Annotated in this window: 13 protein-coding genes and 2 pseudogenes; 4 read left to right on the top strand and 11 right to left on the bottom strand. The window is 71.5% G+C overall.

The window, feature by feature from the left end; all coding sequences use genetic code 11:
- Window positions 1-43 precede the first annotated feature (43 nt).
- Entirely contained in the window at window positions 44-1057 is a 1014-nt protein-coding gene (locus tag J2847_RS29450; RefSeq protein WP_209782305.1) for a YncE family protein, read from the bottom strand.
- Window positions 1058-1287: 230 nt separating this feature from the next.
- The gene (locus J2847_RS29445) at window positions 1288-1944 is read right to left on the bottom strand and encodes a copper chaperone PCu(A)C (RefSeq protein ID WP_209782304.1); all 657 of its coding nucleotides are present in this window, start codon (window positions 1942-1944) and stop codon (window positions 1288-1290) included.
- Between J2847_RS29445 and J2847_RS29435 the strand changes: the two are divergent.
- Window positions 1883-3106 (top strand): annotated as a pseudogene (locus tag J2847_RS29435) (IS3 family transposase); the annotation flags it as partial. The gene J2847_RS29445 and the pseudogene J2847_RS29435 overlap by 62 nt on opposite strands.
- Window positions 3107-3394: 288 nt before the next feature.
- Here the strand turns inward: J2847_RS29435 and J2847_RS29430 are convergent.
- From J2847_RS29430 to J2847_RS29390, 9 genes and pseudogenes are all read right to left on the bottom strand, one after another.
- Window positions 3395-4795: a hypothetical protein gene (locus J2847_RS29430; RefSeq protein ID WP_209782301.1), complete on the bottom strand. Its 1401-nt coding sequence runs from the start codon at window positions 4793-4795 to the stop codon at window positions 3395-3397.
- 55 nt (window positions 4796-4850) lie between these two features.
- On the bottom strand, window positions 4851-8654 hold the full coding sequence (locus J2847_RS29425; RefSeq protein WP_209782300.1) for a hypothetical protein: 3804 nt from the start codon (window positions 8652-8654) through the stop codon (window positions 4851-4853).
- The gene (locus tag J2847_RS29420) at window positions 8651-9667 is read right to left on the bottom strand and encodes a hypothetical protein (RefSeq protein ID WP_209782299.1); all 1017 of its coding nucleotides are present in this window, start codon (window positions 9665-9667) and stop codon (window positions 8651-8653) included. Before J2847_RS29420 ends, J2847_RS29425 begins: the two co-directional genes overlap by 4 nt.
- Window positions 9657-11204 carry a hypothetical protein gene (locus tag J2847_RS29415; protein WP_209782298.1) on the bottom strand — a complete coding sequence of 516 codons (1548 nt, stop codon included), beginning with the start codon at window positions 11202-11204 and terminating at the stop codon, window positions 9657-9659. The genes J2847_RS29420 and J2847_RS29415 overlap by 11 nt, the downstream gene beginning before the upstream one ends.
- Window positions 11205-11211: 7 nt before the next feature.
- Window positions 11212-20904, bottom strand: coding sequence for a DUF6603 domain-containing protein (locus J2847_RS29410; protein ID WP_209782297.1), 9693 nt, complete (start codon window positions 20902-20904; stop codon window positions 11212-11214).
- A gap of 57 nt (window positions 20905-20961) precedes the next feature.
- Complete coding sequence (locus J2847_RS34715; protein ID WP_209782296.1) at window positions 20962-22020, bottom strand: hypothetical protein; 1059 nt, start codon at window positions 22018-22020, stop codon at window positions 20962-20964.
- Between the two features lie 245 nt (window positions 22021-22265).
- The gene (locus J2847_RS29400) at window positions 22266-22493 is read right to left on the bottom strand and encodes a transposase (protein WP_411800656.1); all 228 of its coding nucleotides are present in this window, start codon (window positions 22491-22493) and stop codon (window positions 22266-22268) included.
- Between the two features lie 30 nt (window positions 22494-22523).
- Entirely contained in the window at window positions 22524-23063 is a 540-nt protein-coding gene (locus J2847_RS29395) for a hypothetical protein (RefSeq protein WP_209782294.1), read from the bottom strand.
- Between the two features lie 60 nt (window positions 23064-23123).
- Window positions 23124-23441 (bottom strand): annotated as a pseudogene (locus tag J2847_RS29390) (integrase core domain-containing protein); the annotation flags it as partial.
- On the opposite strand from J2847_RS29390, the gene J2847_RS29385 reads away from it, so the two are divergent.
- Genes J2847_RS29385 through J2847_RS29375 form a run of 3 tightly spaced genes read left to right on the top strand, consistent with a single transcriptional unit; the run spans window position 23439 to window position 25954 of the window.
- A complete protein-coding gene (locus J2847_RS29385; protein ID WP_325169508.1) occupies window positions 23439-24059 on the top strand; it encodes an ABC transporter permease in 621 nt (206 codons plus the stop codon). The pseudogene J2847_RS29390 and the gene J2847_RS29385 sit on opposite strands and share 3 nt — an antisense overlap.
- Entirely contained in the window at window positions 24056-25033 is a 978-nt protein-coding gene (locus tag J2847_RS29380) for a substrate-binding domain-containing protein (RefSeq protein ID WP_209782292.1), read from the top strand. The genes J2847_RS29385 and J2847_RS29380 overlap by 4 nt, the downstream gene beginning before the upstream one ends.
- Window positions 25034-25060: 27 nt before the next feature.
- A complete protein-coding gene (locus J2847_RS29375; protein WP_209782291.1) occupies window positions 25061-25954 on the top strand; it encodes a polysaccharide deacetylase family protein in 894 nt (297 codons plus the stop codon).
- The last annotated feature ends 46 nt before the right edge of the window (window positions 25955-26000 follow it).

Here is a 26000-nt window from a genome sequence, read left to right as displayed (position 1 = left end):
TCGATCCGTATCCTGGGCCGACGCATGAGGCAAGCCCGGTCCGTCAATGGCAGAAGCCGCCGTCGAGCGCCGGAACGACCGCCGTCGCCCCGTCTATGGCCGTCTCGATGATGCGGGCGACGGACGGCTGCAACAGGTCGACGACCGCGATCCGACCGCCATCGTCGAGCGCCACGTAGAATTTGGCCCCGCTGCTCGAAGGGGCTCCAGCCTTCGGGGCTCCGGGCAGGGCGAGAACGGCCAGGTTGCGCCGATCCTGGAGATCGATGGTCTGCATCGACCGTGACGTGACGCTCAGGCCGACGAAGACGCTTTGCAGCACGCCCAACCCGAAGCCGCTGACCGGCGCCTTCAGGGGCAGGCGCCGGCTTTCCCGATAGGTCCAGGTGGACACGACCGACAAGGCCCGACCGCCATCGACGGGAAGCAGGATGAACTGGCTGTCCGGACTCGGAAAGGGGCGGCCCAGCGGTGTCGGCAGGACAAGCCGTGACACCTTATCCTGCGTCCGCAGATCGAACAGGGACAGCACGCCACGCTCCGCCTGAAGGACGACGGCGAGGTCCCCGCCGGGGGTGGCGGCGACATGAGCGATGGGACCGTCGGCCGCCGCAACCGCCAGCTTCGGTCCCCGCCGCCCCGTCGCCCCGTCGATCAGCGCAACCGAGCTGCCATGGGCGACCAGAAGCAGCCCCTTTGCCTCGAAGGCCATGGATCGCAGGTCGGGAAGGCCGTCGATGATCGTTGGCGCGGCACCGGGGCGGACCAGTTCCACCGAACCCGCCCTTGGATCGGCCACCGCCAGGGTCTGGCCGACCGGAGACACCTGGAGCAGAACGGGGGCCACCGTGGTGGGATGGTCCGCCGCGACGGCACCGGTCACCGTGTCGAACACGGTCAAGCGGCGTTCGTCGGTGTTGGCGACGAGCAGCTTCGCGCCGCGGTCGAGCGCGACGATCGGCCCGGGCGGAGCGGACAGACGGATGCGGGACGCGACGGCGTCGGTCGCGCTGTCGATCACGGCGATGTCGGACACCGAGGGGGATGCGACGAACACGAAGCCGGAAGGGTCCGGAGCCACCGCATGGCCACCGCCCGGCAGCGCAACCAGCCCCAGACAAACGCCGATAACAAGCAGAAACCCCCGCCACACAGGCCACCTCCCCGGCAAGGGACGTAGCGTCCATCCTACGCCGCCGGAGGTGGAACGAAAAACACGCCAACGGAGAAGCCGGCCTCCCCTATGGGGAGCGCCGGCCGACCTCCGGCCGGCGCTTTGGATCCGCGTCAGTGAGTCTTCTGCGGCTCCGCCATGCCTTCGTGGGACGGCGCCGCAGCCCCCGCCCCCTGGACATCGACCTGGACGGTGACGGGACCGGCCTTTTCAAAGGTCAGCGTCAGAGGGAAGGCCTTCCCCTTGACCAGTGGCTGCTTCAGGCCGAGCAGCATGATGTGCAGCCCGCCGGGCTGGAGCGCCGTCGGGGAACCGGGCGTCACCTCGATGACGTCGACCGGACGCATCTTCATGACGCCGTTGACCCCGACGCCGAACAGCAGCGTGCCGGCTGTGGGATGCCCGTCGGCGGAGGTGACGCGGTAGCGGATCGTGTAGAGGCCGGCTGGAACGGACTGCGGCAGCGCAAGCCGGACCGTGCCGCGCCCCACGTCGGGTTCGTAAGTCCGATGCCAGCCATCGTGAACCTCGGCCATCAGTTCCATGCCGATGGATCGAAGGCTGTCGGCCCGCACACGGGATAGGGCTTCACTGAGATACTTCGACAGGATGCCGATCTCGCCGCCCGTGGCCACGTAGAAGCGCCGGGCAAAGTCGTGCTTCGCCAAGCCGGAAGATAGCGTCCACGAAGGTGGCGCAGGTGCCCCCTCGGGCGCGGACGCCAGCACGCCCCGACGCTTCTCCGCGGCGCGCAAGGTGGCGGTGGTCACGCGCCTGCTGCGTGGTGAGCCGCTGGAGGTCGTGGCCCGCGAGCTGAACGTCACGGTGGCACGCCTGTCGGAGTGGCGCGAGCGCGCCCTGGCGGCCGCGGCGTCGGCCATGAAGGAACGCGAGCGCGACGAGCGCGATGAGGAGATCGCACGCCTCAAGGCCAAGGTCGGCGAGATCACCATGGCCAACGAGCTGCTGGAGGGGAAGATCGCCGCCCTGGAGGGCAAGCGCCCTTTGGCCCGGCGGAGGTCGAGACGATGAGCCGGACCATCTCCCCCTCCACCGGTCGCCCCTACGGTCTGGCCCCGGATCTGGCGGGTGTCGCGCGCCACCGTCTACCGCCACCGGGCGGACCGCCCGACACCGCCACCCCGCCGCCCAGGGCCACTTGGTCCGTGCTCGGATTCCGAGCTGGTCGAGCACATCGACCAGCAGATCCTCACCTCACGCTTTCATGGCGAGGGATACCGCAAGATTTGGGCGCGCCTGCGCCATGCCGGCCTCCGCACCTCGGCACGCCGAGTGCGGAGGCTGATGGGGGCGTACGGACTGCTGGCGCCGCATCGAGTTGGGCGGCAGCGCACGCGGGCGCACGACGGCACCATCATCACCGAGACGGTGAACGTGATGTGGGGCACCGACATGACCGAGACGATCACCGTGGCCGAGGGCATGGCGCGCGTCTTCATCGCGGTGGATCACGCCAATTCCGAGGTGGTGGGCATGCACGCCTCGAAGAGTGGCAACCGTTTCGAAGCCCTGGAGCCAGTCCGCCAGGGCGTGTTGCGCCACTTCGGCAGCATCGGCCCTGGTGTGGCGGTCGGGCTGAAGCTGCGCCATGATCACGGCTCGAACTACATGTCCGGCGACTTCCAGGCCGAGATCAAGTGCCTGGGCATCACCGGCTCGCCCTCCTTCGTGCGCGAGCCGGAGGGCAACGGCGTGGCCGAGCGGTTCATCCGGACGCTCAAGGAGAACTTCCTCTGGGTCCACACCTTCGACACCGTCGAGGAGCCGCGCCGCGCTCTGCTCGAGTTCGTCCACCACTACAATGAAACTTGGCTCATCACCCGGCATGGCCATCGCACAGCTGCTCAGGTGCGCGCCGACCAACTCCGCGTTGATCAGCCCTCCATCGCCGAGCTACCCTTGGCCACCTGAATAACCCCAGACGGGTGTCTCAAATCCGGGCCGCGGTTCAGTGGCTCGGCCGCTGACAGGATGGACAGTCTGCGTGGGAATGCTTGACCTGGGCAGCCACATGAAGACCAGCCGCGCCAACAGGTTTCACCTTCACGACACGGCAGTTCGGGATCACAAAGAGCTCTTGCATACTCCATTACCTGGGCTCTCCCGAGGGTGCCGGCACCAGCGTTGTCAGATTTTCCACGCAAAGTGTGGGAGAACCGGGAACGGGGACCAGCTCAAAATGTGGGGAACGATCAGCGTTCAAGCGTCCGTCACCACGAGCGGCAGCAGGCTGGACACCGTCTTGCCGTCCTTGGCGGTCACGGTCAGCACGAGGTCGGAGCCCGCTGCCGCCGTCACCGTCGTCCGGCCCTTCTGCGCGGCGACGTCGAGTGGAACCGCCGCTCCATTCAGACTGGCCGATACGGCGTTCAAAGTCGTGTAGTCGATGGTGACCGGAGCGCCGCGCGGCGCCGGGTTCGGCGTGGCGGTCAACGTCTGGACCTGAAGGAAGGGACCGGGGCCGAGATAGGCGACGGCCGGGCCGCCCGGACCGCTCACGGTCAGGCGGAAGCTGTTCGTCGACATGACGTCGATCCGCGCCGGTTCCCGGTCGGCATTTTCGGTCTTGAAGGTAAACTCCGTCTTCGTGCCGTCCGTATAGCCGAACCGGAGGATCCGGACCGAATTCAGGGGGATCGTCACACTTGCGGTGGCGTAGTCGGTCTTGGCGTCGCCGGTGTACCCGTCCGCCTGCAAGGTGAAGGTAACGGAGGACTGGTTCGGCTGCACGAAATCGAATGGCTTCACCGCCACCGATCCATGCTCCGCCACCCACGGCAGGTTGGGCAGGGGTGGCGAAAGGCGCAAGGGAACGATGGCGTACTGGCTTTTCCAGCTCAGGGTCACGATGTCGTCCAAGTCCAACGGCCCCGGCGGGTTGCAGGTCAGGGAGGCGGTCACCTTGCCGATATAGGCGGCGGTCACGGCCTCCACGCTGCGGCCGTTGTCGTTGCAGAGCCTGAGCGTGTAGAGGGAGTGCGGCGGGCTCGGCGTCGTCGGCAGGCTGTCGCTGAAGCGCGCCGTGCCGCTGACTTCGATCGTCTTGTCGAGCGGGAGAACCTCGACATGGGTTCCGCCCGACACCGTCCAGCGCAGATCGCACGATCGTCCCATCGTGACCTTTGACGGATCGGCGGTGAACTCGATGATCCGCATCTCCGGCCGTTCTTTGACGACGACGACACCGCCGGATTCACCGCTGAAATCCTCGATCACCGGAAGGACGACGGCGCCGACGGCGTCGTTGACCTGGATTTGCCGCAACTCGATCTGGGCGGAATGGCCCGACGCGATCGGCGGTCCGAAGATTTCGACCAGATAGCCCTCGGGATCCGGGCGAAGGACGGCGTCCCACCCCGGCGTGCGCGCCACCGGGCTGATCGACCGGGGGCTTTCGGTCAGGTTGCCGTCGGCGGATCCCACGGGGATGCGGACCAGAATCGTCCGTTCATCCTCGTCGCCCGGCACGTCGGGGTCCGCCGGATTCAGGTTGGAAATGGTCAGCACAAGCCCGGCGGTCTCACCGATGGTCAATCGATAGGGATCGACAGTGTAGCTGTAGTAGGTTGTCGGGGCCTGAAGTGCCGTTTCGCCGGTCATGCCTGTCATTCCTTGTCGGATCGTTTGCCGTCGGGCCATTCGCCGGAAAGCGTCGTCACGCGCGGTCGCGGCCGGGGTTCAGCGCCAGCCATCCCTCGCGAACATCGGGCGGGGTGGCCGGCAGCAGTGCCTTGGGGTCGTTGCCCTGGAGGTCGCGGTCGCTGCGCCACACGGTGACGCCCGCGCGCTCCACCCAGCTCCAGCGCCCGCCCACCTCCGAGGGCAAAGGCATGCGCACCCGCTCGGGATCGACCAGCAGCGGCCCCATGCGGAAGGTCGCCACCAGCCGGTTCATCGCCGCCGACACCGGACCCGCCGGCAGGGCGGCGGTGACCACCGGCAGGATTCCGCAGGCCGCAGGAATGACGCCGCGCGGATCGACCAGCAGGGTCAGCCGGCGCCGCGCCCCGCTGGCGGTCAGCGGGAAGTCCGGGCGTGCTGCCAGATAGCCGCCGCCCGCCGCTCCACCGCCGAGCGCGTGCGGGATGGCGGACAGCGCCCGCCGCAGGGCCTCGCGCGGTTCGTCCCGCCGGTCGGCCAGCGCCCGCCGGATCAGCCCCAGGCTGGGGGCGAAGCCGCGCGCCGGGTAGAGGCGACCGTAATCGTCGTCCAGGAAGCAGCCGAGCGCGCCGTTGCCGCTGAAGCCGGCGTCGCCGACGCAGGTGGCCAGGGGCACCGCAGGAAAGCCGCGGTCGTCTCGCTTGCCCGTCTTCGCCCAGTCCTGGTCGTACAGGGGATCGCCGTCCAGCCCGATGGCGATGTCGGCGCGCACCACCGCGATGGGCTGGCCGAGCAGTACCGCCAGCGCGCCGGACGACGGCTGGCCCTGCGGTATCGACCGCCACAGCGTGACGTCGATCAGGTCCAGCAGTTCGCCCAGCGCCCCGGCACCGTGATCGCGCTGGGTCGCCAGCAGGCCGTCGATGAATCCGCTCAGATGCGGATCGGCGATGTCCGGTGGGGCGCCAAGCGGTTCGCTGCGGCCGGGCGCGGACTCCCACCGCAACCCGCTTCCCCCGTCGTTCTCCACCGGCAGCACTTCGCCCAGCGCCAAGCCCTCGGCGTCGAACACCAGAAGGCCGCCGTCCAGGTGGTTGGGCAGCACCCAGCCGGCGATCGGGCTGGTCCGGTCGGCGGCGTTGCTGGGTACCCGGTCGTCGCGCGCGCTGAGCAGCCGCAGCGACAGCCGCGTGGGCTGCACGACGCGCGGGGCAAGCTGGATCAGCGCGGCGTTGCTCGCCTTTCCGACCGGCGGGGTGTGGACGCTGCGGGAACGGATGGGGATCACCGTTTCCCCGGGGTTGGTGACGAACAGCACCTGCCCGAAGGCATCGACGACCCACATCTGCGTGATGGAGAAATGGCCGGCGCGGATCGGGAAGAAACCGCCTTTCTCCCCCACCGACGGCGGGATCGGGACCGCGGTGGGCGCGCCGTCGATCAGCCGCTGCACCTCCGGGTCCTTGTTGGTGATCCGGCAGATCATGCTGTCCAGCATGACCATCCAGGGTTCCAGCCCGGCCATGTTTTCCGTGATGATGTCGTAGTCGCCGATGCGTGCCGCGGCCTCCTCCAGCAGCGCGCGCTGGTGGCCCGGCAGGCGGTCGAGGTCGTGGCTGGTTTCGAGGAAGCGCCGCAGCTTGACGGCCAGCCCGCGGGACAGCTGCGTGCCGACGGACGCGCGCCCATCGACGCTGTAGGTCTCGCCGTCGGCGGGGTGGCCGTCCCAGCCATAGTCGAACCCGTCCGGAACCCAATCCGCCAGCATTCCCGCCGGGTTGGGGGCGGAGGGGCGCCAGGCGATGCGCCAGTCGAGGTAGAGCGGCGTCCAGGGCGGCGTCCAGGGCAGCACCGCGCGCTTCATCGGCACCACGCCGTCGAAGCCGGCCGCCACGCCCAGCACCGTCTCGTCCAGCCCGTCCGCCGCCGTCGCCGCCCAGGGCGTGGCCTGCTGGGCGGCGATCACCGCAGCGAGGCGGTCGATCTGCTCCGCCGTCGGATCGGGCAGGCCGGCCAGCGGAAAGAACAGCGTCGCCAGCCAGCGGGCGTTGGCGGGGTCGAAGAACAGGCATTCGATCAGGAAGCCGGTCACCTCCTTGGGCACCCCGGTGCCGGCCGGGATCGCCGCAGCCTTTACCAGATCGCCGGCGGAGATCGTGGCGGACCGGCCGGTCTGCGGATCGCTGACCATCAGCCCGCGGACGGTCTGGCCGGTGAAGCGGCAGAACAGGCGGTCCTCGCCCCCATCCGCACCCGGTGGCAGGAAGCGCGTGTCCTGGCAGGCGCCGCTGATCATCACGGCGGGCGCCATGGGTGCGAAGAAGGGCGGGGCGGCCACCTCGTTCAGCGCGTAGCTGGCGCCGAGCAGGGCGAGGAGTTCGCTCCGCCGCTCCTCGTGCTCCGCCTCCTCCCGAGCGCGTTGCCGCTCCAGTTCGACGATGTCGTCGCGGGTCGCCGCGATGGCCCGCTGGGTCGGCGCGTGGTAACTGCTGGCGGCGGTGATCTTGGTCAGCTTGCAGGCGTCGCCGAACAGCGCCGCCGTCTTCGACGCGATCAGCCGCCGCGTCGCGTCGAGCCGCGCCTGCGCGTCGTTCAGCGCAGTCAGCGCATCGCTCTGCGCCGCCGACAAGGGCAGTTCCTGCAACGCCTGCCCATTGCCGGCGCCGCCCTCGTCCGCGTCGTCGGTCCGCCGCACCCCCCACAGGCTGCCGCCGTCGGTCTTGCCGAACCGGTTGGCCAGGCTCTGCGCCTCGAAGGCCGGGCGGTCGGTGGCGTAGTCGAAAACCATGTCCTCCTGCAGGGCGAGCAGAAGGTCCTCCAGCTCCGGCGCCTGACACTGCGCCGCCATCCAGGCGGCCATGGCCTCCACGGCGGTCCCGCCCACCGCGACTGCCGGGCGGGACTTGCCGGACAGGATGGGCGCGCGCGGGTAGGCGACGCCCGGCCCTTTCCACGCCAGCCCGTGGACCATGCCGTGAACCAGAGTTTGGGAGGCGAGGTTCTTCTGGGCCTCCGGAATGGCGGGCCCGTCCGTCATTGGGTTCAGCGCCCGCCACGCCTCCCAGTCCCGGCGCGCCTCGGCCAGCCCGGCCTCCCCGCCGACGCCCCAGGCCAGGGCGTCCATCAGGGCTTGCCATTCCTCTTCCGTCAGGAAGCCGGCGGGCGGGCTGTCCGACACGCCCAGCAGCGGGTCGAAGGCGGCGGGCTGGTACCAGCCCAGCATGGCGTAGGCGACGGTGCCGGACGCGACGCCGTCCAGCCCGTCGTGGAAGGCCAGCACGTTGTTCACGTTGTCGTAGACGGCGGCCCAGGTGACGTCGCCCGGGGCCGCCGCCCGGATCACCGGCGTCTTCGGGGCCGCCGGGTTGGTCCAGCCCGACAGGCTGAAGGCGCGGCCCAGGTAGCGGACGGTGCCCGGCTTCTCCGGATCGGGATAGGGGTTGGATCCTTCGGCGGCATCGCCCAGGAAATCGCTTTGCAGAACCCAGGCGGTGATCGCGGGCGGCTGGCCGGGCGTGGTGGACAAGAAGCGCGCGACCAGCCAGCGGTTGGGAACCGGGTGGAACTCCAGCTCCCCGGCCTCGGTCTGCCGGCCAAGCGTGATCGCCGCCGGCAAGGTCATCAGCAGGTGCGCCCCGGTCCGGGGCGGATCGCTGGATGCCCGCGCCTCGAACGGGCGGGGGGAAGGGTCGAGGAAGCGCTTGACCCGGTCGTAGTTGGTGCGGGTCGCCGCCCAGACGGCATTCTGGTTGGGTTTGCCGACCGGCAGGCATTCCAGGACCGACGGCACGAACAGGCACGGGCCCGGCCACAGCGGATCGACGATGGGGCCGTTGGCCCGCGAAACGGTATCGGTCATCGGGTCGCCCCATCCTCGTCGGCGGTGCCGGTTCCGGTGGCCGGGGCGACGCCCCAGGCAAAGGATTGCAGGCCCGCCGGCCGGACCATCTGGACCGCGAACTCCGCGGCGGTGAAGGAGTCTCCGGCGCTGAGGGCCCCCAGCGCGATCAGCCGCTCGCGGGCCGCCCGCGCCGTGGCATCGACGCGCATCACGCCGGACGCGCGGGTGCCGACGCGCAGGCTGACCGGCGCCTCGGCCCCTGGAATCTGGACGCCGGCCGTGTAGCGCCCGTGCCCCAGCCCGCGTAGGAAGGTCTTGACGCACGACGGCACCGCCGCGTCGCGCCGCACGCCGAAATGCAGCCCTTCCGGCGGCTGCAAGAAATCCACCCGCTTCGGCAGCCCGGAGAAGAGGCACAGCAGCACGTCGTCCGACAGGCGTTCCAGCCGCAGGATGGGCAGCGGAACGCTGGTGGCCTTCGGCTCCGTCGTGTCGTAGCCGGACACCTCGATCCCCGGCCAGCCGGACACCGCGACGGAGCGCAGCAGGAAGCCGGTGACCGGCGCGACCGCGATGTCGGCCGAACCGCCGTGCCCCGTATCCGGCCTTTCCTCCGCTGCTGGCTTGCCGCGCAGCGCGGGGCGGACGCCGGCCATGGCGCCGAGCGCGCTTTCCACCGACCGCTCGAACGTGGTCAGCACCTGGATGGCGTCCTGGCTGGAGGAGACGGCCACGCTGACCGCGCCATCGACCAGCCGCCGCTGCCAGTTGGGGTCCAGGTAGAAGAAGCGCAGCGATTCCCGGGGCAGCAACCGGGCGTCCGGCACCAGATACTCCACCGGCAGGCCGTAGAGCAGAACGAGGCGGCTCAGCCATTCCGTCATAGACGGCGGCACCGGCGGCAACGGCACCGGCGGCAACGGCGCCGCGGCGGTCCCGCCGTCCGGTCCGGCGGAGGCCGTCACCGGGGTCGCAGCCCGGCGTGCGAGGTCGTAGAGGTTTTCCGCCCGGCGATGGCTGTCACGCGTCATCGTCGTCTCCCTGAACGCCGTTCACCCCACCCAGCCCGCCGAACAGGCGGTCGAGAAGGAGGTCGAGCGGGTCCCCCTCTCCGCCTGCAGAGGCCGGGGCGCCCCGGTCCTCGCGCCGGATGCGCGCGGGCGGCCCGCCGTCTCCCTCATGCGCTCGTGCAAAGCCGGCGGCCAGGGCGTGGGCGGCCAGCAGCGCGGCGTCTCCCTCACCCGGCTCGGTGGGCAGGCCGGCGCTCGCCGCCGCAGCCGGCAGCGCGGCGGCCAGAGCGGCCATCCCCTGCCGCGTCAGGGCGGCCCGCTGGCCCTGCCGCCGCCATTCGTAGAGCTGCCGGGCGAAGGGGCTGTCGGACAGGGCGAGCAGCCGGCCGATCTGCCAGGCGCAGGCGTAGGACACGTCGAAAAGCGCCGTCTCCGGGTCGTAGCGGATTGCGCGGTCGCTGTAGAAGTAGGGCCCCAGCTCGTCCGGCTCCAACGGCACCGGCGAGGCCGGCCCCCGGTACCAGGAGGTCGTCGTCTCCCCCGCCCGCATGCGGTTGCGCAGCGGGGTGTAGCCGATGGACAGCGCCTTGCGCGCCAGGGCGGCGCCCTCGTCGCCCTCCGGGAAAGGCGTGTGGGGCAGCTGCGGCAGCCCGACGCCGCCGCGCGCCGGCAGGGCCTGCATGATCTGCAGGAAGTCGCCCGTTCCAGCCCCGACGGCGACCCGCCACCAAGCCAGCGACACCAGCCGGATCCACCGGTACTTCGCGTTCACCACGTTCGGCGCCAGGGCGTTCCGGTGGCCTTCCAGCGACACCAGGAACTGGTAGTTGACCGCGCCCGTCTGAAGCAGCCGGTTGCCGACCACAACGGAAAAGAATCCATCCTCGGCCAGCCCCAGTGCTTCCTTGTGATCGGTGTCGACCTCGCGGACGTGGGCCAGCCAGGGCAGGTCCGCCGCCTCCGGCGCCACCGCCTGGAACAGCGCGAGGTCCAGGTCGAGGACGAGGCAGGATCCCGCCGCTTCCGCCGCGTCCGGCGGCGGCAGGGCGGGCGGTAGAATGTCCGCCTCCCGCGGGCGCAACAGCTCCTCCACCGTGCAGGCGCGCACGGGGGATGGGGCGGCCACCGCACCGGCCTCACCGCCCAATTCGTCCGCCGTGACCGTCAGAAGGGCCATCCAGGGCACCGCTCCCCCCTCGGCGGGCGGGGGGGCGCCGTCGATGGTCCGCTCCCACGGCAGGGTGCGCCGCCGCAGCACGACGTTGGGCAGGACCTCTCCACCGACGCCGGTCTGGTTGGCCGGCGGATAGACGGATTGGAGGTCGGTCGGGGCCAGCGCGAAGCGCGGCCCGGTGAGGGTGAAGGGCTGGACCGACTCATAGGTCGGAACCGGGGTCACTCCCGAGGCCGTGACCGTCTGGACCGAGCGCAGCCGGTAGCCGCCCGCGGGCAGCGGCGGGACGGCGGCCTGATAGAATCGGACCTCCCCCGGCTTTAGAGGCCGGCCCTCCGCCCCCAGCGCGATCGAGTCCGCCATCGTCTTGGTCTCCCGTTCCATCGCCGGTCTACTCCTCGCGGGGCTGTCGGACGCTCAGCGTGGCGGCGGGCGGTGCCCCGGCCGCGCCGTCGGCAAGGCGGTCCGCCACGGCGTGCCGCGCGACCGCACGGCCCAGCACCGCCAGTCTGTGCCCGGACCAGCCGCGCTCGACCTCGCCCGGAGCCTCCTGGAAGCCGTACACGCCGCCCAGCCCGGCGGCGTGAGCCACCATGACGGCGATCCGCATTCCGTCCCCCGTGTCCAGGCGCGCCGTGTCGAACAGCAGGGCCGTGCCGCCCCCGATCTGCCGGACGTTCGATGGGTGCGTTTCGTTCGCGAACGCCGCCTCCCAGGGCGACGGCGTGGCGGCCAGGAAGACCGGCGTCACGGCGGCTTTGAGCGGGTCGTCGTCCATCAGCACGACCACGGTGCGCGGCGCCCGGTGGAACAGCGTCATCACCCAGCCAGGCGCCGTCACCCCTACGCCCGTCTGGACACGGTTCCCGGTCAGCAGGTCGCCCCCCTCCACCGCGCCATACGTCCGCAAGCGCCCGCCGCGCCACAGCGGCGGCGACGCCTGGGTACGGACGGAGCAGCCGGCGGCCAGCAGCGTGTGGTGATCGGCGCGCAGCAGCAGGCTGTGCCGGTCCCAGCCCACCACCGCGCCGGCGGCCGTTTCGTCTGGCAGGCCGACGGCGGCGACCCGCACCGTGCCCGCCGGAAGCGCGACCTCGCTGTCCGCAGCGACGGCGTCCCGCAGCACGCGGCCGGCCTCGTCGTGGGCGACGACGCGCACTGGCAGCGATCCTGCGACCGTCAGCACCGGCAGGGGGCCGCCGCGCCCGGCATCGAGAAGCGCGATCCCACCCGCCGTCAGGGTGACGGGCGCCGTTTCCCTCGGCGGCGACCCAGCCCAGCGGACGATCTGGCGCGGCTGGCGGATGAGGAAGGCTCGGCCGGGCGCGGCTTCCCCGGCCGGCAGGGCGTGCAGACGGCCGACCGCGAGCCAGCGCGCCGGCAACGGCGCCACCGCGACCGGTTCGGCGGGCACGGGCGGCGGACGCCAGCTCCGCAGCCGGCGCGGCGCCGGGGCGAGACCGGTGCCGAGGCGCGCCAGGGACGGCGCCGCTTGGTAGATCTGGTCGGCGAAGGCGGCGAGAACGCTGAGGGCGGGGCGGGGCTGGCCGGCGGCGACGCCGTGCCGGTCCAGCGCTTCCAGAATGGCCGCGCGGACCGCCACGCGGCTGGGGGCCATCACCGTGTCCATCAGGATGCGGAAGCGGTTCTCCTGCGGGAGCGGCGCGTCCGCCGGCCAGGCGGGCGTCCGGTCGTAGGGCAGGTTCAGCGCGGGCGCCTTCTCGTAGCCGAAGGATTTCAGCAGGTCCATCGGGCCGATGCCGCCGACCAGCCGTTCCGCCAGGGCCGATAGGGCCAGCCCGAACAGGGCGCCGGGCAATTGCCCGGCCGTCGGCTTGCCGTTGGGGCGGAAGGGCTGGCGCGACCACAGGGCGGCCGCCGCGCCGCCCTCGATCCGCTCCACCGCCAAGCCGGGGCGATCCGGCGAAACTATTTCCCAAGCGCCCGTGACGGCGTTCCAGCCTTCCAGCGCGACGGCGAGCGCCGTCAGCGCGTCCGGCAGGTTCATCGGCTGAATGCCGATGGCCGGCCCCGTGAAGCGCGTGGCGATGCCGGCCAGCGTGATGGTCGTGGCCGGAATGGCCGATTGCACCTCGATCCGGAAGGGCGCGCTCCGCACCCGCGCCGCGGCGCCGTCGGGGGAATCGAGCAGCCCGTCGGCGATCCGCGTCAGCAGCACGGTCTGCGCCGGGCCGGCCTCCAGCATACCGCCACCGCCGGCACCGCCGCGCACCGCCGGGACCGGCAGCAGGCGCCGCTCGAACTCCCGCCAGTCGAGCGGCGCGGCGTTGGCGCCACCCTTCTGGTTGCCGATGGGGATGGTGAAGGAGACGACGTACCAGTCCACCGTCGCCTTGCCGGCGAATTCCGGCCCCCAAAGCTGCAACCGCGCGCCCAGCGAAGCCGACAGGGTCTTCTTGACTCCGAAGATCTTCACGGTCACCGAAACGCCGACCTCCACCTCCACCTCGGCGCGGAAATAGAAGGGCTGCCAGGCGATCAGGAAGTCGGCGGCGGCGTTGAACCAAGCGCGCAGCCGCCCCGCCGTGAACAGCGCCTGCAGCCGGGCGCCGGCCATGACACCGGCCGGGGTCAGGGCGAAATAGCTCGTCCCCTGAATCGACAGGCTGGCCGCGCCGTCCAGGATCGGCCAGGAAAAACCGACGCGCGGCACCGTCGGATAGCCGTCCGGCACCGTGAAGGCGGGGTGATAGCCGCCCAGCGACACCACGAAGGCGCCGGACAGCGGATTGTCGCCGAACCAGTATTTCGCCGCGAATCCCCCGGACAGGCGGCAGTCGCGCACCAGCAGAAAGGAGTTGGGCGTCAGCTGGGCGCTGACCGAGATCTCCCCCTGCGCCATCCGGAAGGCGGCGACCAGCGCCAGTTCGATATAGGCGAAGGCCTGCGACGGCGGCCGTTCCGGCGGCTGGAAGCCACGGGCCACGCCGATCACGTCGATCTCGAACTCCCGTCCGAACTTGAGCAGGAGCATCGCGGCCACCTTCAGCAGCCGGAAGGAGGAGAACTGGAAGCCCGCCGCCGCCCAATGCTCGCCCACGGACGGGGGCGACACCGCCGACAGCACCGCCAGCGCGGAGGCGGGCGTCGGAGCGGCCCCGAAGGTGTCCGGCGAGCCGGCGCCCTGGACCAGCGGGAAGGACAGGACGTCTCCCACCGCCGGTACGCTGAGCGCGCGGTTGACCGCAAAGCCCCCGGCCAGCCCTTCGATGAAGAAAGCGGGCGGCCCCCCCAGCGGCGTGTTCAGGTTCAGGAAGACGAAGAAGCTGGCCGCCTGATCGCCGGCCGGCCGCGCCGGATCGACCGGGACCAGCGCGAAGGAGCCGACGGCGTAGAGCGAGAAGCCTGCCATGCGGACCAGCATGCGTCCATCGTAGCGCAGCGGGTTCGCCTCCTTCACCAGCCCGCCGTCGATGGTGACCGGGCCGCCGGTGAAGCCGACCTCCAACCCGCCGAGATCGAGGCGGTACTGGCTGTAGTCGGTGATGCGCGTGACGTTGGCCGAGACCGACAGGTCGATGAGGTCGATGGACAGGCCGGCCAGCGACAGGTCGCCGTCGAACAGCACGCTGCCGACGCGGGTCGGGTTCTCCCAGCCGATGCCGATCCCGTTGGCGTGGACCGGCCCGAAGGAACGCTGCACCGGCATCCACAGGCGGGTGGCGCCGGCGCCCGTGCCGTCGAACAGCTCCACGCCCAGGTCGTGCCCCTTCAGCCAGGCGGCGCGGGCCGAGAAGGCTGGGTTGGTCGGCGGATTGTCCCGGCTGCGCCGGTCGCCCGATCCCAGCAGGTTCTGCGCGACCGGGTTGGCCTGTGCCCCATCGGCCAACCGGTCCGGGGCGAGCGCGATGCCCATGTCGGTGAACTCAATCCCGCCGCCGTAATCGACCACCGCGCCCGGACGGGCAAAGTCGAAGGTGACGAGGCCGCGCGGACGCGCGCTCTCCATGCGGAAGCGGGCCAGCTCGACCAGCGGCTTGCCGGCCTTGCCGTGGAAATCGACGCCGATGTTGACCAGCCGCAGCTTGATCCGATCGAAGCTCGGCACGTCGCCCTCGACCGGCACATAGATGGCGAGGCCGGGCGCGAAGCGGTCGGGGTCGCCGCCAGTCAGCCGGAGCCAGTCCATGTCCGGCGCGCCCAACTGGAAGGTCAGGTTGGGCGCCGCTGGCAGGTTGAGCCCGGTGGCGGCAACGCGGACGCCGAAGTCGCCGGGCGCCGCGCCCGGCTCCACCCAGAGGCCGCCTCCGCCGCCCAGATCCATCACCTTGACGCGGGCCGCCGTCAGGGCCTTGAGGAAGCCGCCGAGGAACCTCGCCGGCCCCAGCGTCGCCAGGGCGTCCAGGCTGGCCAGCACGTAGGTTCCGCGCTCGCGCGCCAGCAACCGCGAGCCGGTCAGCACGGCGCCGGGCGTGAGCGTCGAGTCCTTGAAAAGGGGCGCGTCGAGCCAGCGGACGACGCCGCCGGTGTTGAGCAGGATGATCGAGGCGTAGCGCGGCAGCACGTCGCGCAGGATCCCGGCCAGCCAGACGTCCAGCCGGCCGCGCAGGCGGGCGTCGAGGCCCGGACCCGGCGCCTCCCCGAACAGGCGCGGCAGAAGCTCGGCGTTCAGAGGCCCTGGCGCGCCGGCCCCCCCGCGCAGCGGGTCGCGGCGCAGCGGGTTGAACGACACGGCAACGGTTCCCTCCGCGGAATCGTAGCGTACGGTCAGCGCCGGCCCCTCGCCGTCGGCGAACAGGGCGCCGGCGGTCAGGCCGAGTTGGACGCGTGGATCCACCGGTCCGTCGAGCGCCACGGCGACGCCCGACGGCTCCAGCGAGAGGGCGAGCCGGTCCGCGACGGACAGGGCGCATTCGGCCCAGACGCCGGCCGATTCCCGCCCGCCCAGCGTCCGGACGCCGGCCAGGACGGCGATGGGCATCCGGTCGGACGGCCGGTAGCGCAGCAGGCCGCCCTCGCTCGACACGCCGGTCAGGCCGAGCGACAGCAGATCGGCCACGGCGGCGGCGGTCTTCGGCGCCTCCCCCCCCGACAGCCGCCCGCGCAACCAGCCCAGCGCTGCCGCGCCGAGCCGCCCGGGGTCGGGCTGCGCGGCGATCAGCGCGCGCACCAGGTCCGGGATGTCCAGGACGCGGGCCGTCCGCTCCATCCGGTCGGCGAAGACGCCGCCGCCGGTGTCGCGGATGCCCTGCAGCAGAGTGCCGGTCAGGCTGGCCAGCAGCCCTTGCGCCACCTGCCGGGCGACTCCCGCCGCGAAGCTCTGCCAGCCGGCGAAGGGGATGAGGTCGAGCTGCGGCAGCCCCTCTCCTTCCTCTCCGGTGCGCAGCGTGAAGGCGCGGTCGTAACCGGCCTCGAAGAACAGCGGCGCGTCCAGGCCGGGAATGGCCGCCGTCAGCCGGCCGCCGCCCGTCAGGCCGGGCTGGCAGTCCGCGCCAAGGCCGAGCGCGAAGCGCATCCGCTTGAGCGTCGCCGCCTCGGCCAGGGGCAGCGGCTCGTCGATTCCGGTTTTCAGATGGAACAGGCCGCCGGCCGTGTCGGCGGACAGCGCGATGCTCACGCCGTAGGGCAGGCCGGTCAGGGCCACGCCCGTCCGTTCCGGCGTGTCCTCGGTGCGCGCGAGCGCCACGCCGTTCGCGGCCGTGCCGGTCGGCAGCTCGGCCAGCACCTCGCGGACGCGCGGGATGTCGAGCAGGCCGTCCCGGCCGAGCACGGCCCCCGACAGCAGCCAGCCCACCGGATCCTCGAACAGGCTGAGCACGGATTTGAGGCGCCATGCCCCGTCGTACGGGTCCCGCTCCGTCAGGCCCAGAGCCTGGAACCCCACCCGCGCCAGGGGATAATGGGCCAGAAGCCGGGTGTCGATGGCGCCGGCCACGAACATCGACAGCGCGTAGGCCGGACCAAGGGCCGCGAGCTGGCGGATGAAGCGGTCCTGGTCGAAAGGCCACAGCGTCAGCGGCGCCGGGGCCGGCCCCTTGCCGTCGCTCCACCGCAGCTCCGCCCCGACGACGGGCGCGTCGTCGCCCAGCGTCCAGCCGAAGCCGCCGGCCAACGCGAAGCCCGCCTGCCGGACAAGGCCGTTCAGCGCGCCGTCGAGCCGTCCGGCTTGCAGGTCCAGCGTCAGTGCGCCCGACAGCGCCGCGAAGGAGCCGATCCCGACGGCGTCCTCCGGCGCGATGGCGAAGCGGACCGCGCGGGCGTTCTCGGCGGTGAAGGTGACAGGGCCTATGCGCCCCGACTCCACACCCCGGGTCAGGGCGGCGACGACCGCGGCGCGCCGCGCCTCGTCCTCCATCAGCGCGCGGAACCGGGCCACCAGTTGCCTCACCGGGTCGCGGGCGACGGCGAGGAGCGCCCCGGCGTCTGGCGCGTAGCCATGGTCCGCCCCCAGCACCAGCCCCAGGCCGGCCAGAACCTCCAGCGCCGCCGTGCGGACCGATTCCGGAACCGACGCCGCGAATCCGCCCGCCGGCGCGCCCTCCGGAACGGGCTTTGGCGCCATCCCGAGCAGACGCCGGAGCAGGTCGAACAGCGCGCGCCGCAGCGCCGCGTCGCCCAGGATGCGCAGCACGCCCGTCCGGGTGAAGCCCAGCGGGTCGGCCAGCAGGGCGCGGAAGCCGGCGGGGTCGATGCCGAAGCGGTCCTCCGGCTCCAGCACCGGCAGGGCGATGCCCATGGCCGTCAACAGGCGGTAGATGGTCTGGAACGTGGAATCGTCCTTCAGGGCGTCGGCGACGGCCTGGATGCCGGCGTTCACCAGCAGGGCCGCCTCCGCCAGCACCGCCGGCCCACTCAGCGACGCGCCCAGGGCCTCGCCCGCCGCGTTATCCGGCGCCGAAACACTGTCGGGGCGCTCGATGGACAGGATCGGCTCCACCGCGTAGGCCGGCGGCTGGGCCGTGGCGTCGAGCGTCAGCCGCAACCCCAGGGTCAGCCCGTGGAGCGTCTGTCCGAAGACCGTCGCCAGCGGTCCCTCCGACCGCCCGAGATCGACCGCCAGGAACAGGCACGGCACGCCGGCCTCCGCGGCCGGGAGCCCGCTGTCCCAGTCGAACGCCACAGCGTCGAGAGCGAGGCGCGACACCACCCGGATGCCGTTGACCACCGCCTCCACTTGGCGTTCCAGGCCGAGCCCCAGCCGCGTGGCGTCGTCGTCCTGCCAGATCCGCCCGGTCATGCCCTTTGGCGGTTGTTCGTCCCCCTCTCCGGAGGGCTGGCGGCTCAGCGGCAGCAGGTACGGATCGTCGCGCCGGCCATCGCCGGCAACGGCCGGCGGGGGTCCCTCGCCACCGATGGCCCAGCCGAGCAGGCCGAGCGCCGCCTTCGCCCGCTCCCCGGTCGCCAACACGGCCCGAAGCTGGCGGCGGATCTGGCCCAGCGGATCGTCGAACCCCGTCGGCGCCAGCACCGGCATGTCGGCGGGCCAGTCCAGTTCCTTCGGCACGACGGGGCCGAGGTCGGGCAGAAGCCCCAGCCAGCCATTGAGCGCCAGCCCGGCCCGTTGCCGCACCCGGTACAGTGCGACACCCAGGACGCCGCAGAGGATCGGCGCGAAGCCGGCGGCCGGGTCGGTCACCAGCCGCTGCAAGGCGGCGGGGTCGGAAAAGTCCATCGGCGCGCCCACCGGCTGGCGCACGCCGCCGCCGACCAGCGCGGGGGATCCGGCCACCATCGACCAGCGCCAGCCGCCGTCCGGGCTCCAGAAGGCTTTCAGGCTGCTGCGGCCGACCGCCAGCGCCGCCCCGGCGACCGGCGGCGACTCCACGCCCTGCGGCAACAGGCCGGTGATGCCGACGCCGGGGAAGATTTGCGCGGCGGCGATGCCCGCCCCCACCTCGTCCGTGGTGATGAGGGCGATGGCTTCGATGCGGGCGTCGATGGCCAGCGTCGCGTCGCCGGTCAGCGGCAGCGCCGTCGCGGTTCCCAGCCCAGCGACCATCCGCCGCGCAGGCTGTCCGGTGCCGTCCGGCGCGTCTTCGACATACAGCAGCAGGTCCGCCGCCGTCCCCAGCGCGCCGATGGGCGCCCGCCAGGGTTCCTCGGCCGTGCCCTTTCCTCCGACCGTGGCCCCAGCCCCATCATCGGCCCCTTTCTGCCGGAGCACGGTGACGAGCGCCGCGACGAACCAGTAGAGGGGCGGCCGGCCATGCACCGGTTCGCCGGCGCGGATGACCTCCCCCCAATAGCGGCTAAGGGCGGCGACTGGAAATTGCAGCGACGCGGCGATGCCCTTTGCGGAAAAGGGCGGGACGAGCATGGCGGGCCACTCCGCCTCTGGCGGCAGCGGCGGCGGGAACACGCCCACCAGGGCCGCCAGAGCGGGACCGAGCGGGTCGGGGCCGTCCAGCCCGAACAGCGTCCGGAAGGCGAGGTCGATGGCGCCGACCAGTTCGGCCTCCGCCACGTCCACCAGATCACCGGGGCGGGTCAGGTCGATGGCGTCGTAACGGCCGGTCGGCGTCGTAACGCCGTTCAGGGTGAAGGCCGGCAGCACGACCGTGCCAGCCCCGGCGGGCACCACCGTCAGCCCGGCGTTCAGCGATCCGAAGACGTAGTCCTTGGCGGCGACCCTGCCGGCGAACAGCGGCTCGCCGTCCTCGATGTTGACCAAATCCATCGTCGCGCGGAAGCGTCCCGCCTCCATCGCCGACGCCTCTCCGGCCTGGCCGGGGGCGTTGGGCAGGGCCAGGGCGAAGTTCAGCAACTCCATCGCCGCACGCCCGCGCATCGCCGCGCCGGAGCTGCCGAGCCGGACCGCCGCCGACACGAAATCGATGCCGGGCAGGAAGCGCCGCACACCGCCGGCCTCGACGGTGGTGGCCGCCGTCAGCGACAGGGTGCCGACGCCCGGAACGTCCAGCAGCGACAGGCGGCAGGGCGTCTCGCGCGTGCCGTCGCCGGTGACGGCGGCGACCGCTCCGCCGCCCAGCGCCCCACCCACCGCCGTCATCCAGGCCTTCAGGCGCGCCGGGTCACCGGCCACCGCGTTGAACCATTCGATGAAGGGCCGCCCGAGGTCGCCGCCGCCGGCCGCCAGCGCGAAGAAGCGGTCCCAGCGCAGGATCGGCAGCAGCACCCCCTCGACCCCCGGAACCGCGGCGCCCAGCCCCAGGGCCGGAAGCACGAAGCCCAGCACCGGGTCGTCGCCCATCAGCCGGGCCAGCGCCGACAGCGCCATGGACGCGGCGGTCGCCAGCAGCTCCGCCCCGTCGGTCGCGCGGAGGTCGGCCAGCGTCCGGTCACGCGATGTCGTCTCGCCGGCCAGTTTCAGTTTCAGGAGGACCAGCGACACCACGACGGGGCGTTCGGCGCTGGCGGGGTCGATATCGACCGTCATGCGCAGCCCGGCGAAGGAGACGCCGAACGCATCGACCAGCGGTTCGCCGCCAGCGCCCGTCACCTCGAACCCCATGCGGAACGGGACGCCCGCCCGACCGGCCGCCACGGTGACCGTGCCGCCCCCCAGCCGGACGGCCGGCGCCACCCCCCACAGCCGGACCGCCACGCCCGCCGGCCCGGTCACCCCGGCGGGCAGGCCCACCTGAACGGCGTTACCCAGCGCGACGGTCACGGCGCTCATCACGCCCAAGCCATAAACGGTGTCCGGCGTGCCGGTGCCGGATGGGAGGTCGTGGGTGGCGAGGTAGAGTCCGCTCGGCTCCCCCGTGCCCGGACGGTTGATCGGATACCATGTGCCGAGCGCGCCGGGATCGGGCACCGGGGCGCCGAGGGCGTTGCCCGACACCTGCCCGATCAACTGCGCGATCAGCCGCGCCAGCTCCGGCCCGCCGCTGGCAAGCCCCACCCCCGTCTGCCTCACCGGGTCGCTGAACCAGTCAGGATTGAGCGCGCAGAGCGAGCCGTCGCCCGGCAACCGCCGCAGCAGCCCGACGGCGATGGCAAGCTGGACGACCGGCACCTCCATCCCCCGCGTGTCAATGACGACAGGGCCGTCGCCGCCGCGCCCCGCGCCGGGGATCGGAAGCGCCGGAACGGCGTGGGGGGTGGAACGGCGGGCGGCGGGGGCCTGCCCTTGGTCCAGGGCCTCGCTGGCGATGCTCACGGCATTTGGCTCCGCAGAACGGTTCGCGGGAAGAAGGCCGCGCGCGGCCTGGACGGATTAAGGGACGATCCGCTTGACGAGCACCGACGGCAGCCTGCCGTCCATGCCCTTCTTGCCGGGATAGCCGGAGCTTCCTATGCGTCCGTTTTGCATGGCAGGCGATAAGGAATCGATGCTTCCGAAGGGATCGAAGGGAGAATAAAAGCCGCCCCCCCTGCCACCCAGGCCTCCTCCGCCGCCGTCGCCCCCTGCCCCGCCCTGGCACGATTGGCCCTCCACCGACAGCCTGGGGCCGCCCGCCCATTCGGTGTATTGGACAAGGATTTCCGGTCCGTCGCTGCCTCTGCCACCGTTGCCACCGTTGCCGCCGTTTCCGCCGTTGCCTCCCGTGGCCCCGGGCGGGATGGTGCCCACCATGATGGTCGGCAGTTCACCGTCACCGCCCCGGCCGCCCTTTCCGCCGTTGCCACCCTTTCCGCCATTGCCGCCCGTGATGCGGATGCAGATAGCCGTTCCGGACAGGTCGCCGAGGAACATGAACAAGTTCACGAACTTTCCGCCCGGTTTGCCATCAGAGCCGTTGCCACCGTTGCCGCCGTCGTCGCCGGGGGTGGAGACGCCAAAGACCTGAGCGGTCGGCTTCGCATCCTTTCCCGGAGCGCCGTCCGTCCCCGGGTCGCCGTCGGCCGCCCACGCGAGGAAGGTGACAGGCGCGCTCTTCCCCGCCGCGACGGCGCTGACCGGTGGCACGGCGACATCGCCGCAGGTCAAGGTCAACGGAGCCCTGTAGGACAGCACCGCCCCGGCCCCCATCTCCAGCCTGCCGACCAGCAGTTCGATCAGCTCGCCGCCGGGCGCGTCGATCTCCAGCCGGTGGCCGTCCTGGATGGTGATGCGCTCCAGCGCGTACCGGGTCAGCCGCCCGGCCAAGGTCAGCACGGGAACCGCGCTTCCGTCGCCCGCCGCGTTCAGCCGCACGACGCCATTGTGGTCGGCCGAATCGCAGGTCACGCCGGCGATCCGCTCCGCCGGCAGCCCAAAGGACAAAAGCCCTCTTTCGAACACCGCCCGCCCCGCCGGCGACAGCGTGAAATCCCTCCGCTCCGCGTCGCCCATGGCCGCTCCCTTCCGCAAGAATACACTCAAAGGTATTGTTACTGCCAATGATGCATCGATCATTGCATGCCATATCCAATTCAATGCACTAAATTTTATTGACAATTTGTCACATATTCGTTTTATAGCTGCCGTAATCTGGAAGATACCACCAGAGGCTGAAATTCCCACTGCGATAATGAACGGCATGCTCGCCGCGGACTGAGCTGGTCCCCGTTTTCCGGTTCTCCCGCACTTTTCGTGGATCAGGCTGCGAGGAGGACGCGACGGCGCAGCAAATCGAAGTTGGCGCGTCCGTACATTTGACGCTTGATCAGCTTCAGCTTGTTGACCTGCCCCTCCGCCTGCCCGCTGCTCCAGGGCGTGGCGAGCGCCGCCTTGACGGCTGCCTCGTCCTGCCTCAGGCCGGCGGCGAAGGTTTCGACGGCCGGGATGCCGCAGGACAGCGCGTCAGTAAGGCAATTGTCCAAAATGGCGGAGGGATTGGCAGGACGCGCATCCGATCACACTCCACAGCGTCCGATCAGTTCAGCGAAGCGGCGAACCAAGTCGCGCCCCTTGGCAACCTCCGGGTCCTGCGAAATCCGGGCGAGGGCCTCAGTTGTGGCGGTGTCGATGCTCTGCGGCGCTTGCACCAGCCGCCATGCCAGTTGTCGAGGCGAGATCAGGGCGGGGAATGGACCGGTAGCGGAGGTTGACGCGGTTTCGGTGGGGCCGGTGCGCCACTTGTGCGGCGTGAACTTGGCCGGAGTGGTGCGCCGCTGGTTCAGCCAGCGGTGGACCTGCTTGGCCGATCCGGCAAAGCCGCAGTCTTGGAGTTCTCGCCACAGCGCCGCGGCATTCTCGTTGCCCTCGGCCAGACGGGCTTCAAGGTACTCACGATACGGGGCGAGGATGCCAAGCCCGGACTCCCGTACGGCCCGCTCAGGAAACTGCTGCGCGTGGGCGTAGCTGCGCACAGTACCGCGGGCAAGCCCCATCGTCCGGCTGATCGTCAGCAGCCTCTCGCCAGCCGCGACACGCCGCCGAACCTCCTCATACAAGGCATGTCGCCGGGCACGACTTGAACCGCGCCGGTTTTCCCGGAGGCTGATTTTGTTGAGTCACGCCGCCATGGCGACGTTCTCGGCTTGGGCATAGTAGCGCGCTTCGGCCTCGGCGGGGGGAATGTTACCGATGGGTTCGAGCAGGCGTCGGTGGTTGAACCAGTCCACCCATTCCAGGGTGGCGAACTCGACGGCCTCCAGAGTGCGCCAGGGTCCGCGGCACCGGATCACCTCGGTCTTGTAGAGGCCGTTGATGGTCTCGGCCAAGGCGTTATCGTAGCTGTCGCCGACGCTGCCGACCGACGGTTCGACGCCGGCGTCGGTGAGGCGCTTGGTGTAGCGAATGGCGACATATTGGGCGGCCTCCAGCCGGTGGTCGCCACGCTGGGCAGCCTGATCGCGGTGCGCGGCCTGTCGCTGCTGATCACCGGCGACGGGCAGGTGGTGCCGCTCGACGCGGCCGGCGCCGTGACCCGTCTCGGTTTCGAGCCGCTGCTGGTCCTGCCGGCCGCAAGCTGGGCGGCGCTGGTCCTGGCCGTCGGGGCCGCTTTGCTGATCGGCCGCAGCCTCGCCGGCCGGCGCATCCTGATGGCCGGTTCGAACCCCGAGGCGGTGGCGCTGGTCGGCGTCGACACCCGGCGCGTCCAACTCTGGGCCTATGGCCTGTGCGGCCTGTTCGCCGGCTTCGCCGGGGTGCTGATGACGGTCCGCGCCGGGTCCGGTTTGCCCACCGAGGGGGCGGGGATGGAGCTTCAGGCCATCGCCGCCGCGGTCATCGGCGGCACCGCGCTCAGCGGCGGCGTCGCCAGCGTGGCCGCCGTCGTCGCCGGGGCCGCCTTCATCCAGGTGCTTCTGACCGGCCTCAACCTCCAGGGCGTCTCGCCCTTCGTCGCCCAGATCGCCGTCGGGCTGGTCATCATCGCCTCCGGCCTTCTGGAAACGCTTCTCCGCTCGCTGCCGTCCTTCCCCTCCCATTCAAGGACACGGACATGACCCGCTCCCCGATCCGCTTCGCCGGAAGCTTCGCCACGGTTCTCCTGCCCACCGCCCTCCTGTTTTGCGCCGCGCCGGCCCCGGCGCAGGACAAGACCATCGGCTTCGCCATCCCCAACCTCGCCTCCTCCTTCTGGATCTCCGCCGTCTATGGGGCGGAGCAGGAGGCCAGGGCCGCCGGCGTCACGCTGGTCAAGCTGAACGCCGGCGGCGACGCCAACACCAGCCAGCAGATCGCCCAGATCCAGGATCTGGCCCAGCGCGGCGTCGGCGCCATCATCGTCGGCGCCACCAACGGCGACGCGGTGCGGGCGGTGGTGGAGCAGGCGGTCGGCCGGGGCATCCCGGTGGTCGGCATCTCCTCGCCGCCCAACAGCGACCGGCTCAGCGCGACGGTCAGCGCCGACCATTACGACATGGGCCGTCTCCAGGCGCGCTGCCTGGCCCAGGCCATCTGCCGCAAGGGCGAGGTGGCGATGATGGCCGGGCCGACCGGGCAGGCCTGGTCCGACCTGCGGGCCAAGGGCTTCCGCGAGACGCTGGCGAAGGAGGCGCCGGAGGTGACGGTCGTCGCCGAATCGCGGCTGGCCGACAACCGCAACGCCGCCCTGACCACGGCGGAGGACTGGACCCAGCGCTTTCCCGAACTGAAGGGCGTCTACGCCGCCACCGACGACATGGCGGCCGGCGTGGTCGCCGCGATGAAGGCCGCCGGCCGGATGGCGGCGGTCCGGGTCTCGGCCTCCAACTTCAGCCCGACGGCGCAGCAGCTCTTGAAGGACCGCGAGCTGGCCTGCACCTCCATCCAGCAGGTGGTGGCGCAGGGCCGCGCCGCCTTCACCCAGGCGCTGGCCGCCGCCGGCAAGCAGCCGGTCAAGGCGAAGGTCGTGCTGCCGGCGCTGCTCGTCACCTCGGACACGCTGGGCGAGGTCGATCTAAGCTCGGTCGTCGCCCCGGCCGACTACCGGCCCTGAACACACGCATTGAAGGCAGGATCCGCGATGCTTCCCTCCCACGATCGCTTTCCCTACTCCGCCATCACCGACCGCCCGGACTTCTCCTGGCCGGGGGGCAAGCGGCTGGCCGTCTATGTGGCGCTCTGCGTCGAGCATTTCCCCTATGGCAGCGGCCTCGGCCTGCCCTATTCGCCGGGGCTGAGCCACCCCAACAGCTACAACTGGGCGTGGCGGGAATACGGCAACCGGGTCGGCGGCTGGCGGCTGATCGACCTGTTCGACGCCCACCGCCTGCCGCTGACGGTGCTGCTCAACACCGAATGCTACGAGCATTGCCCGGAATTGGTGGCGGCGCTGCGGCGGCGCGGCGACGAGATCGTCGCCCATGGCCGGACCAACGGCGAGCACCAGAACGGCATGAGCCCGGAGGAGGAACGCCGCCTGATCGCCGAGGCGACCGAGGCCATCCGCCGCCACGAGGGCAAGCCGCCGGCCGGCTGGATGAGCCCCGGCGCCCACCCCAGCGCCAACACCGAGGATCTGCTGGCCGAGGCCGGCTACCGATACACGCTCGACTGGCCGATGGACGACCAGCCGGTGTGGATGCGGACCACCGGCGGGCCGCTGCTGAGCGTGCCCTACCCGCACGAGGTGAACGACGTGCCGATGGTGGTCCTGCACGACGGCACGGCGCCGGCCTTCGCCGACATGGCCATCGACAATTTCGACGAGATGCTGCGCCAGTCGAAGGACCAGCCGCTCGCCTACGGCATCACCATCCACAGCTTCATCGTCGGCCAGCCCTTCCGCATCAAGCAGTTCCGCCGCGTGCTGGAGCATCTCGACGCCCACCGGGACGAGGTGTGGTTCGCCACCGCCGGCCAGATCGCCGACCATTTCGCCGGGCTGACGCCGCCGCCGGCCGGCACCGGCCCCTAACCCGGCACCCGACCCGCTCCTGACGCCGGCCCCGTCGGGCCGGCCC

The organism is Azospirillum agricola, assembly GCF_017876095.1.
Classification (GTDB): Bacteria; Pseudomonadota; Alphaproteobacteria; order Azospirillales; family Azospirillaceae; genus Azospirillum; species Azospirillum agricola.
The sequence above is the reverse complement of the archived record's forward strand: the minus strand, read 5'-3'. Positions and strand labels throughout refer to the sequence as shown.